Below are 11,886 nucleotides of genomic sequence, written 5' to 3'. Positions count from 1 at the left end.
CACTCATGCGAAGGTCTTCCGCGGGTCGAAGGCGTCGCGCACCGCTTCGCCGATGAAGATCAGCAGGCTCAGCATGAAGGCGACGGTGAAGAAGCCGGTGAGCCCCAGCCAGGGCGCCTGCACGTTGGATTTGCCCTGCGCCAGCAATTCGCCGAGCGAGGGCGAGCCGGGCGGCAGGCCGAAGCCGAGGAAGTCGAGTGCGGTCAGCGTCATCACCGAGGAGGAGACGATGAACGGCATCATGGTCAGCGTCGCCACCATCGCGTTGGGCAGCAGATGCCGCCACATGATGACGGCGTTCGATACGCCGAGCGCCCGCGCCGCCTGCACATATTCGAAGTTGCGCGCCCGCAGGAACTCGGCGCGCACCAGCCCCACCAGCGCCACCCAGGAGAACAGCAAGAGGATGCCGAGCAGGATCCAGAAGCCCGGCGCCAGGATCGAGGAGATGATGAGCAGCAGGTACAGGGCCGGGATCGCCGTCCAGATCTCGATGAAGCGCTGGAACAGAAGGTCGGTCCAGCCGCCGAAATAGCCCTGCACCGCGCCGGCGGCCACGCCGATGATCGAGGAGATGATGGTCAGCACCAGCCCGAACAGCACCGAGAGCCGGAAGCCGTAGATCAGCCGGGCCAGCACGTCGCGCCCCTGGTCGTCGGTGCCGAGCCAGTTCCATTCCAGCGCGCCGCAGCCGCCGGTGCGGCCGAGCTTTTCCACCACCGGCGCGCATTGCGCGTCGGTGAGCATCCAGGTCGGCGGCGAGGGCGCCGGGGTCGGCAGATCGAGATTATGCGTCGCGTAGCTGTAGCGGATCGGCGGCCACACCATCCAGCCGCCCTTCTCGGCGATCAGCTTCTGCAGATAGGGGTCGCGATAATCCGCCTCGGTCTCGAAATCGCCGCCGAAGGCGGTCTCGGGATAGGCCTTGAAGGCGGGGAAATAAGTGCCACCGTCATATTCGACCAGGAACGGCTTGTCGTTGGCGATGAACTCGGCCCCGAGGCTCGCCACGAACAGCACCGCGAAGATCCAGAAGCTCCAGAATCCCCGCCGGTTGCGGCGGAAATTGGCAAGCCGGCGCTGGTTGATCGGCGACAGGCGCGAGCGCTCGCGCGTCGCCGGCGGCGCGGCCTCGGTGGGGGTGGACGGTTGGGTGGACGGCCGCACGGGCTGGGAAGCGGAAGCGTCCATCTCACACGTCCCGCTTCTCGAAGTCGATGCGCGGATCGACCCAGCTATAGGTGAGATCGGAGACGAGGTTCACCACCAGTCCGACCAGCGAGAAGATGTAGAGATTGGCGAACACGACGGGATAGTCGCGGTTGAGCACGCTCTCGAAGCCGAGCAGCCCCAGCCCGTCCAGCGAGAAGATGGTCTCGATCAGCAGCGAGCCGGAGAAGAACGCGCCGATGAAGGCGCCGGGAAAACCGGCGATGATGATCAGCATGGCGTTGCGGAACACATGGCGGTACAGCACCGCCCGTTCCGACAGGCCCTTCATCCGCGCCGTGACGACATATTGCTTGCGGATCTCGTCGAGGAACGAGTTCTTGGTCAGCAGCGCCATGGTGGCGAAGGCGCCGAGCACCATGGAAGTGATCGGCAGCACGAGGTGCCAGAAATAGTCGAGGATCTTGGCGCCGAGCGACAGCTGGTCCCAATTGTCGGAGGTCAGGCCGCGCAAGGGGAAGATCGAGAAGAACGAGCCGCCGGCGAACAGGATGATCAAGAGGATGGCGAACAGGAAGCTCGGTATGGCGTAGCCGATAATGATCACCGCCGAGGTCCACACGTCGAAGCGCGAGCCGTCGCGCACGGCTTTCGCGATGCCGAGCGGGATCGAGATCGCGTAGGTGATCAGCATCATCCACAGGCCGAGCGAGATCGAGACCGGCATCTTCTCCTTGATCAGGTCGATCACCGAGATGTCGCGGAAGTAGCTGCGGCCGAAATCGAAGCGGGCATAGTCCCACAGCATCTTGCCGAAACGCTCATAGGCCGGCTTGTCAAAGCCGAACTGCACTTCCAGCTGCTTGATGAAGGCGGGGTCCAACCCCTGCGCGCCGCGATATTTGGAGGAGATCGGGTCGCTCGATCCCGCGCCGCTGCCGCCACCGCCGCCGAAATCGCCGCCGCCGCCGGAAATGCGCTGGGTGGCGGAGGAGCCCTCGCCGGTCAACTGGGCGATGACCCGCTCGATCGGGCCGCCCGGCGCGAATTGCACCACCACGAAGGAGATCAGCATGATGCCGACCAGGGTCGGCACCATCAGCGCGATGCGGCGGACGATATAGGCGAGCATGCGGGGCAGAAACCTCCGGGAATTGCGCTCAACTTGGCGGCGCGCGGCCTGCCGGTCAACTTAACGTCTTGTCAGGTTGCGGGAGTTGATGTGAGGGTGACCTCATAGGTTCTCCCTCAGAAAGAGCAACCTGCTCCCTCTCCCCGTGGGGGAGAGGGGTGGGGTGAGGGGTGAGCAACGCGTCCCGATCGCGTGCCCACTCACCGGCCCGCTCTGCGCGGGCCACCTCTACCCACCGAGGAGAGGGAAAGAAAGAAGACAGGCATTGCTCATTCCCTGGCACAACGTGCTTGGCGCTCCTTCTGCCGAACGTCTCGCCTCAAGCGACGTCATCCCCGGGCTTGACCGGGGGAGCCGCGACTTCCTCCAAACGCCGCGCGCGGCCGAAGACGTGGATGGCCGGGACAAGCCCGGCCATGACGACGGAACGGACGGCGAGGCAGCGAACGGCAGCGCAACGCACGGCCCCATGGCGGCCCCCTCACCCCGCCTTGCGCAGCTTCGCCGAACCACTCCCCCGTAGAGCCTCCGATAGAGCCCCTCCATCCCCCATAGAGCCCCGTCATCCCCGGGCTCGTCCCGGGGATCCACGCCTTCGGCCGGGCGCCCACGGAGCCAGGGCGTCGAGGACCGGACCAGGCCCGGCCATGACGACGGAACGGACGGCGAGGCAGCGAACGGCAGCGCAACGCACGGCGCCATGGCAGCCCCTCACCCCGCCTTGCGCAGCTTCGCCGAACCTCTCCGCCGTAAAGTCTCCCATAAAGCCCCGCCATCCCCCACAGAGCCCTCCATCCCCCATAAAGCCCCGTCATCCCCGGGCTCGTCCCGGGGATCCACGCCTTCGGCCGGGTGCCCACGGCGCCAGGGCGTCGAGGACCGGACCGAGCCCGGCCATGACGACGGAACGGACGGCGAGGCAGCGAACGGCAGCGCAACGCACGGCCCCATGGCGCCTCCCTCACCCCGCCTTGCGCAGCTTCGCCGACCAGATGCCGGGAATGGCGCGGGCATAGGTCGGGCGCGGCACCGAGGGCCAGGCGAACTCGTCCCAATAGGCGATGCGATGGACCCCGGAATACCATTGCGGCACCCAGAAGCGGTTCCAGCGCAGCCGGCGGTCGAGCACCCGGCAGGCGGTGGTGAGCGCCTCGCGCGTCTGCGCGGCGATGACCATCTCGATCAGCCGGTCGATCGCCGGGTCGGCGAGCCCGGCGAGGTTGGGCGAGCCCGGCGTCGCCGCCGCCTTGGAGCCGAAGAAGCTGCGCAACGATTCCCCCGGCACCGAGGTCAGCGAATAGCGCCGCACCGTGGCGTCGAAGTCGAAATCGTTGAGCCGGCGCTGATATTGCGCCGGGTCGACGAGGCGGAAGGTCGATTCGATGCCGATCAGCTTGAGGTTCTTGATGAAGGGCGCGGTGTGGCGCTCCAGCGAGCCCTCGTCGTCGAGGAACTCGATGGTGATGGCCCGCCCGGCCGTGTCGGTGAGCCTGCCGTCCTTCACGGTGAAGCCGCCGGCGCGCAGCAGCTCCTGCGCCTTGCGCAGCAGCGCCCGGTCCTGCCCGGAGCCGTCCGAGAGCGGCGGCGACCACGGCTCGCCCTTCAGTGCCGCGATCTGCTCCGCCGGCAGGATGTCGGCCAGCCTGTCGATCAGCGCCGTCTCCGCCTCTCCCGCCGGGCCCTGCGCCTTCAGCGGCGAGTTCTCGAAGAAGGACAGCGTGCGCTTGTAGATGCCGAACATCAGGTTCTTGTTGGTCCACTCGAAGTCGAAGGCATAGGAGAGCGCCTCGCGCAGCTTCGGGTCGGCGAATTGCGGCCGCCGCAGGTTGAGGAACCAGCCCTGCGCGCCGCCGGGCGTGTCGTCGGGCAGTTCCTCGCGCTTCACCCGGCCGTCCCGGAGGGCAGGGAAGTCGTAGCCGGTGGCCCAGCTGCGGGCGGTGAACTCCTCGCGGAAGCGGTAGGTGCCGGCCTTGAACGCCTCGAAGCCCACCTCGCGGTCGCGGAAATACTCGAAGCGCACCGTGTCGAAATTGTTCACGCCGACATTCACCGGCAGGCCGGCGCCCCAATAGTCCTCGACCCGGCCATATTCGACATAGCGCCCGGATTCGAACCGCCCCACCTTGTAGGGGCCGGAGCCGAGCGGCGGCTCCAGCGTCGATTCCTCGAAATTCTTCGCCCCGTAATAGGCCCGCGAGAACACCGGCAGCTGCGCCGCCAGCAGCGGCACGTCGCGCGCGCGCCCCTTGGCGAAGCGCACCACCGCGATGTCGGCGCCCTCGGCCTCCGCCCCCTCCATGTCGGCGAGGCCCTGCTGGATCACCGGGTGCCCCTTGGCCTTCAAAAGGTTCAGCGAGAAGGCGACGTCCTCGGCATCGAGCGTCGAGCCGTCATGGAAGCGCGCCTGCGGCCGCAGCCGGAAGCGGTAGACCGTGCCGTCCTCGCTCACCGCCACCGAGCGGGCGAGCAGGCCGTAGACGGCGTCCGGCTCGTCCAGCGCCCGCGCCATCAGCGTGTCGAAGGTCAGCTCGACGCCCTGCGCCGCGTCGCCGCGCAGGATGTAGCCGTTGAAGGAATTGAAGGTCTGCAGCGCCTGATTGTAGAAGGCCACCGGCCCGATCTGCGAGAAGCCGCCGCCGCGCGGCGCGGCGGGATCGACATAGGCGAAATGCGCGAAATCGGCGGGATATTTCAGGTCGCCGAAAGCCGAGAGCCCATGCAGCTCGCCGGCGGGCAAGGTCGACGCGGCGGCAGGCACCGCGCCGGGAGCCGCCGCCGTCCCTGCCCCCTGCGCCCGGCCGGTGCGCGGCAAGGCGAGCGCCGCCCCCGCCCCGGCGCCGAGCGCCAGCAAGGCCCGCCGCGACAGGCTCAAACCATGTTGCCCCCCCTCTCCTCCCCCCTCTCCCCCGCGGGGAGAGGGGGGAGGAGACGCACCCGGTCGTCTCCCCCCGCTCACGGCGCCCCTCCCGTCTGCGCCGCCTTCTGCGCGTCCCACCACCAGATGTCGGGGAAGGCGAAGGAATATTCCGGCAGCTTTTCGGGATGCGCGAAGCGGTTCCACCGCGCGGTGCGGTAGTTCGGGTAGTTCCAGGTCGGGATCACGAAATCATAGGCCAGCAGCACCCGGTCGAGCGCGTGGGTGGCGGCGACGAGGTCGCCGCGGTCCCTGGCATAGATCACCGTCTCGATCAGCGCGTCGATGCCGGGATCCTTGATGCCGGCATAATTGGCCGAGCCTTCCCGGTCGGCCGCCGCCGAGCCCCAGAAGTCGCGCTGCTCGTTGCCCGGCGACAGCGATTGCCCCCAGCCGGTGAGGATCATGTCGAAGTCGCGGGCGCGCAGCCGGTTGATATATTGCGAGGTGTCCACCTGCCGCACGTTCACGGTGATGCCGAGCCGCTCCAGCGCCGGCTTGTAGAACAGCGCGACGCGCTCGAAGGCGGGATTGGCGATCAGGATCTCGATGGTGAAGGGCTCGCCCCTGGCGTTCACCAGCTTGCGGTCCTTCACCGTCCAGCCGGCCTCCTTCAAGAGCCGCGCCGCCTCGCGCAGGTTGCTGCGGCGCTCCTCTTCCCCGCCCTGCGGCGGGTTCTGGTAGGGCGTGGTGAACACGCTGGCCGGGATCTTGTCCTTCACGCCCTGCAGGATCTCCAGCTCGCGGCCCTCGGGCAGGCCGGAGGAGGCGAGCTCGGTGTTCTGGAAATAGCTGGCGGTCCGCTTGTACTGGCCGAAGAACAGCGTGCGGTTCATGCCCTCGAAGTCGAGCGCGTAGTTGAGCGCCCGGCGCACCCGCTGGTCCTGGAACTTCGCCCGCCGCAGATTGGGGATGAAGGCCTGCATCTGGCCGGAGGCGCGGTTGGCGAATTCCTCGAGGATCACCTTGCCCTGCTTCACCGCCGGGAAGTCATAGGCGGTGGCCCAGTCCTTGGCCGAGCTCTCGACGCGGAAATCATACTGGTCGCCCTTGAAGGCCTCCAGCTCCACCGTGTCGTCGCGGAAATATTCGAAGCGCTGCTCGTCGAAATTATTGGTGCCGACATTCACCGGCAGATCGCGGCCCCAATAATCCTTCACCCGCTCGAAGGAGATCGAGCGGCCGGGCACCACCTGCTTCACCTTGTAGGGGCCGGAACCGAGCGGCACCTCCAGCGTGCCCTGGGCGATGTCGCGCGGCTTGCCGTCCGGGCCGTTCGCCGTCCACCAGTGTTTCGGCATCACCCGCAGCTGGCCGACGATCTGCGGCAGTTCGCGGTTGCCCGCCTGGTCGAAGGTGAAGGTCACCTCGTCGTCGCCGGTCTTCGCCGCCGATTTGACGTGGCTGTAATAGAAGGCCTGGCGCGGGTTGTTCCTGATGGTCTGCTCGAAGGACCACACCACGTCGTCGGGGGTTATCTTCTGCCCGTCATGCCATTTGGCTTCCGGGCGCAGCTTGTAGGTGACCGAGGAGAAGTCGTCGGGATAGCGCACCGATTGTGCGATCAGCCCGTATTCGGTGGCCACCTCGTCGGCGGCGGGGCTCATCAGCGTGTCGTAGATCAGCGACAGCCCGGCGGCGGGATTGCCGCGCGGGATGATGTCGTTGAGCGAATCGAAGGTGCCGCTGGCGGAGAGCCGCAGCAGCCCGCCCTTGGGCGCGTCGGGGTTCACATAGTCGAAGCGCTTGAAGTCCGCCGGGTATTTCGGCTCGCCGAGCAGAGAGAGGCCGTGGCGCCATTGCGGCTCGGCGCGGGCGAGATCGGGCAGGCCGATCGTGCCGAGGGCGAGCACGCCTCCCATCAGCGCCAGCGCCAGCCGGCGGGTGGGACGGGCAAAGGCGGTGGAGACCGGGAGAGATCGGCGATCGGCCATGCGACGCACTTCCTTGTTCGAATCTCGGCATGTCGGGCCGGGCGCACCGGCCATTCCGGCACAGCCTACCTCCCGCGTCACCAATGTGAACGGTGACGTTCGGAAAACAATAAGGCCGGAAGCGCGCCGCGCCTCCGGCCTGACGTGATCGTGAAGAAATTCACCGGCAATTCCGAAGCATTCGCTTCGGCAATGCCGGCCGGTCGCCGGCTAAAATCGCCGGTTCAGGGCGCCGCCGGGATCGGCTGCGGGCTGTGCGACAGCGAGTTGAGATAGACCAGCAGGTCGGCGCGCTCGGTTTCCTTGGCGAGGCCCGCGAAGCCCATGGCGGTACCGGGAATGTCGGCCTTGGGGTTCTTCAGGAAGGCGTTGAGCTCTTCGAAGGTCCAGTTGCCGCCATGTGCCTTGAGCGCGGCGGAATAGGCGAAGCCCTCGGCGCTCGCCACCGGCCGGCCGACGACGGCATAGAGGTCCGGCCCGACCTTGGCACCCGCGCCTTCGACAAAGTTGTGGCAGGCGGCGCATTTCTTGGCGACGGCGGCGCCCTTCTCGATGCTGGCCTTGGGCAGCAGCTCGGCGATCGGCACGTCGGGCGCCGCGGCGGCCACGGCGGCACCGCCGCCGCCCTCGGGGACCGCGATCTCGAAGCCCGGCTTTTCCGGCGCGTGCGAGGTGAACAGGATGCCCGAAAACACGTTCAGGCCCAGCGTGAAGGTCAGCACGCCGAGCACGGCGCCGGCGATCTTGTTCAGCTCGAAGCTGTCCATCTTGAGTTCCGCTCCCTCGACCGGCACCGCGATCCATCCGGCTGGACCGCCGATGCCCGCACGTAATGTAACAGCCGCGTCGCACGGCCGCCAACGGCGGGCGGAACTAATCATTTTGACCCTAGGCGTGCAACCCGTATAAGCGCGCCGTCGGTGCTACGTTTCGCCACCGTCCGCCCGCATGCGGGCCGGCGCTGTTCTTGCGCAAGTCTATGACACTTCTGTCATTTCTCGCGCAGCCTGCCGAAGCGGCAGGCGGATGCGGCGCCTGTCCGGCCGCCGCGCCCGGTGCGCGGGCGGCAGGGAGCGGCGGCTGGCGCGGCGTTCCGTCGCGCTTTTTGCGGTGCGCGAGCCGGCGGCGGTGCCGTGTCGAGACGCCTCGGATCGCCGGGCGCGCAGGTGAAGGAATCGAGGACCATGAATACCCCCCGCACCGTGGCCTTTCAGGGCGAGCCGGGCGCCAATTCCCACAATGCCTGCCGCGAGCGGTTTCCCGACGCCGTGGTGCTGCCCTGCCCCACCTTCGAGGACGCCTTCGCCGCCATCCAGTCCGGCGAGGCCGATCTCGGCATGATCCCGATCGAGAACTCGGTCGCCGGCCGCGTCGCCGACATCCATCATCTGATGCCGACCTCGGGCCTCAACATCATCGGCGAGCATTTCCTGCCGCTCTCGCACCAGCTGATGGCGGTGAAGGGCGCGACGCTCGCCACGGTGAAGACCGTCACCAGCCATGTCATGGCGCTCGGCCAGTGCCGCAACATCATCCGCAAGCTGGGGCTTAAGGCGGTGGTCGGCTCGGACACGGCGGGCGCCGCGCGCCTGGTCGCCGAGGCCGGCGACCCGACGGTGGCCGCCATCGCCCCGCGCCTCGCCGCCGAGATCTACGGCCTCGACATCATCGCCGAGAACATCGAGGACGAGGCGCACAACACCACGCGCTTCATCATCCTCTCGCGCGACGCCCACTGGGCGCCGGCCAATAACGGCCCCACCGTCACCACCTTCGTGTTCCGGGTGCGCAACGTGCCGGCGGCGCTCTACAAGGCGCTGGGCGGCTTCGCCACCAACAGCGTCAACATGACCAAGCTGGAATCCTACCAGCTCGACGGCGAGTTCTTCGCCACCCAGTTCTATGCCGACGTCATCGGCCATCCCGACGATGTCGGGCTGAAGCACGCGCTGGAGGAGCTCGCCTTCTTCTCCAAGGAGCTGCGGATCCTCGGCGTCTACCCCGCCGATGCCTACCGCATCGCGCTCAGCGCCGGCGAGTAGCCGGGCCGGCCGTCGCCGGCGCGGGCAAAGCGCTTGCGGGATCGCGGCGCGCAAGAATCCTCGCGTGAAGCCTCCCTCGCGTGAAGCCTCCCTCGCGTGAAGCCTCCCTCGCGTGAAGCCTCCTTCGCGCGAGGCGCCCCTCGCGGGGAGCGCCTCCTCGTGGGCGGCGGCGTCCCGCGAAGGCGGCGCGGGTTGCGCCGGCAGCGTATCCGCGTAGGGTGCGCGGGTCGCGAACGGGGCGGGCCGAACCGTCCACGAAGCGACCCGGAGGTGCCTCATGTCGTTCCGCCCCTCGCCCCCTCCCCCCGCCTTCGCCTGCACGGATGAGACGGCGGTCGCCCCCGAAGGCCACACGGGCTGCCTCTGCCACCGGCCGGAACTCGCCGCGCTGACGGCCCGGCTCCAGGCCGGCATGTCGCGGCGCGGCTTCGTCGCCGGCATGGCGGCCTCGCTCGCCGCGCTCGGCCTCGCGCGGCCGGCGCGGGCGCAGCAGCCCGCCGGACCGCAGCGGATCCTCTTCACCAATATCCGCCTGTTCGACGGCCGGGCCAGCGCGCTGCGCGAGGGCGTGTCGCTGCTGGTCGAGGACAGCCGCGTGAAATCCATCGCGGCCGGCACCCCGGCGGCGCCGGAAGGCGCGCGGGTGATCGACGGCGGCGGCCGGGTGCTGATGCCCGGCCTCATCGACATGCACTGGCACGCCATCTTCGCCGCGCTGCCGATCCCGGTGATGCTGTCGGCCGAGCCCGGCTACATCTTCCTTGCCGCCGCCGCCGAGGCCGAGCGCACGCTGATGCGCGGCTTCACCACCATCCGCGATCTCGGCGGCCCGTCCTTCCCGCTGAAGCAGGCGATCGACGAGGGGCTGACCGCCGGCCCGCGCATCTATCCCTGCGGCGCCATGATCACCGCCAGCGCCGGCCATGGCGACCTGCGCCCGCTCGCCGAACTGCCGCGCGCCGCCGGCACGCCGGACCGCACCGAGCGCACCGGCGGCGTCGCCATCGCCGATGGCGAGGCGGAGGTGATGCTGCGGGCGCGCGAGCAGCTGATGCAGGGCGCCTCACAGCTGAAGATGGTGGGCGGCGGCGGCGTGTCCTCGCCGCGCAGCCCGCTCGACGCCTCCACCTTCACCGAAGGCGAGATGCGCGCGGCGGTACAGGTGGCGAGCGACTGGAACACCTATGTCGCCAGCCACGCCTATGCCTCGCACACCATCCGGCGCTCTCTCGACGCCGGCGTCACCTGCATCGAGCACGGCCATCTGATGGATGAGGAGATCGCCGCGCGGATGGCGGAGAAGGGCATCTGGCTCAGCACCCAGCCCTTCCTCAGCCTCGAGGATACCGGGCCGCTGACCGGCCCCAGCCGCGACCGGGCGCTGGCGATCTTCGCCGCCACCGACAATGTCTACGCGCTGGCGAAGAAGCACGGCATCAAGACCGCCTTCGGCTCGGACATGCTGTTCTCGCCGGAATTGGCGCGGCGGCAGGGGGTGATGCTCACCCATCTCGCCCGCTGGTATTCGGCCGCGGAGGCGCTGAGGATGGCCACCGCCACCAATGCCGAATTGCTGGCGCTGTCCGGACCGCGCAATCCCTATCCCGGCAAGCTCGGCGTGCTGGAGGAAGGCGCCTATGCCGACATGCTGCTGGTCGAGGGCAACCCGCTGGAGAATCTCTCGCTGATCGCCGATGCCGGGACGAATTTCCGCATCATCATGAAGGATGGCCGCATCCACAAGGACACGCTCGGCCACTGACGGCCGGATCCTTCCGGCCATGGCCGGCACCGCCCCGGCGCCGGCCGGGGAGGCCTACTGCGCCGCCTCGCCGGCCTCCACCGCGTCCTCGATGGTCTTCAGCGCCTCGGGATGCGGCATGGAGATGATGTTGTAGCCGGAATCGACGAAGTGCACCTCGCCGGTGACGCCGCTCGACAGGTCGGAGAGCAGGTACAGCGCCGCTCCGCCCACCTCGTCGATGGTCACGGTCCGGCGCAGCGGCGCATGGCGCTTCTGGTAGTTGAACATCAGCCGCGCATCGGCGATGCCGGCCCCGGCGAGGGTGCGGATCGGCCCGGCGGAGATGGCGTTCACCCGCACGCCCTGCGGCCCGTAATCGGCGGCGAGGTAGCGCATGCTCGCCTCCAGCGCCGCCTTGGCGACGCCCATCACGTTGTAGTTGGGCATCACCCGCGTGGAGCCGCCATAGGTCAGCGTCACCAGCGAGCCGCCATCGGGCATCAGCGCCGCCGCCCTTTTGGCGAGCTCGGTGAACGAGAAGCAGGAGATCACCATGGTGCGCGAGAAGTTCTCCCGCGTGGTGTCGGCATAGCGACCCTTCAGCTCGTTCTTGTCGGAGAAGCCGATGGCGTGGACGAGGAAGTCGATGGTCCCCCACTTCGCCTTCAGCTGCTCGAACAGCGCGTCCACCGAGGCGATGTCCTCGACGTCGCAGGCGAGCACGGTGTCGCTGCCCAGTTGCTCGGCAAGCGGCTTCACCCGGCGGCCCAGCGCCTCGCCCTGATAGGTGAAGGCCAGCTCCGCCCCCTGCGCCGCCAGCGCCCGGGCGATGCCCCAGGCGATGGAATGATCATTGGCGACGCCCATGATCAGGCCGCGCTTGCCTTCCATCAGATTGCCGTGCACCGGATTGCCCTGCGTCAGGCTCATCGTCTTCTCCTCGCGGCCGG

General features: G+C 68.4%; 8 protein-coding genes. 2 read left to right on the top strand and 6 right to left on the bottom strand.

All coding sequences use genetic code 11. The annotated features are described in order from the left end of the window. Positions 1–3 precede the first annotated feature (3 nt). From KHC19_RS09515 to KHC19_RS09495, 5 genes are all read right to left on the bottom strand, one after another. Entirely contained in the window at positions 4–1,191 is a 1,188-nt protein-coding gene (locus tag KHC19_RS09515) for an ABC transporter permease (RefSeq protein WP_246548568.1), read from the bottom strand. Between the two features lies 1 nt (position 1,192). Next, positions 1,193–2,302 carry a microcin C ABC transporter permease YejB gene (locus KHC19_RS09510; RefSeq protein ID WP_213352116.1) on the bottom strand — a complete coding sequence of 370 codons (1,110 nt, stop codon included), beginning with the start codon at positions 2,300–2,302 and terminating at the stop codon, positions 1,193–1,195. 961 nt (positions 2,303–3,263) lie between these two features. After that, positions 3,264–5,174 carry an extracellular solute-binding protein gene (locus tag KHC19_RS09505; protein WP_213352115.1) on the bottom strand — a complete coding sequence of 637 codons (1,911 nt, stop codon included), beginning with the start codon at positions 5,172–5,174 and terminating at the stop codon, positions 3,264–3,266. An 80-nt stretch (positions 5,175–5,254) separates the two neighbouring features. Then, positions 5,255–7,150 (bottom strand): extracellular solute-binding protein, encoded by a 1,896-nt coding sequence (locus tag KHC19_RS09500; protein WP_213352114.1) that lies wholly within the window; start codon positions 7,148–7,150, stop codon positions 5,255–5,257. 224 nt (positions 7,151–7,374) lie between these two features. Next, positions 7,375–7,917 (bottom strand): c-type cytochrome, encoded by a 543-nt coding sequence (locus tag KHC19_RS09495; protein ID WP_213352305.1) that lies wholly within the window; start codon positions 7,915–7,917, stop codon positions 7,375–7,377. Positions 7,918–8,334: 417 nt separating this feature from the next. On the opposite strand from KHC19_RS09495, the gene KHC19_RS09490 reads away from it, so the two are divergent. Continuing rightward, positions 8,335–9,192 (top strand): prephenate dehydratase, encoded by an 858-nt coding sequence (locus tag KHC19_RS09490; RefSeq protein ID WP_213352113.1) that lies wholly within the window; start codon positions 8,335–8,337, stop codon positions 9,190–9,192. 277 nt (positions 9,193–9,469) lie between these two features. Then, a complete protein-coding gene (locus tag KHC19_RS09485) occupies positions 9,470–10,954 on the top strand; it encodes a metal-dependent hydrolase family protein (protein WP_213352112.1) in 1,485 nt (494 codons plus the stop codon). Between the two features lie 54 nt (positions 10,955–11,008). On the opposite strand, the gene fabI is transcribed toward KHC19_RS09485, so the two are convergent. Beyond that, complete coding sequence (gene fabI, locus KHC19_RS09480) at positions 11,009–11,866, bottom strand: enoyl-ACP reductase FabI (protein ID WP_213352111.1); 858 nt, start codon at positions 11,864–11,866, stop codon at positions 11,009–11,011. Positions 11,867–11,886 lie beyond the last annotated feature (20 nt).

The sequence above is a fragment of the Ancylobacter oerskovii genome (assembly GCF_018390555.1).
GTDB lineage: Bacteria > Pseudomonadota > Alphaproteobacteria > Rhizobiales > Xanthobacteraceae > Ancylobacter > Ancylobacter oerskovii.
This window is presented reverse-complemented; position numbering and strand designations above follow the sequence as displayed.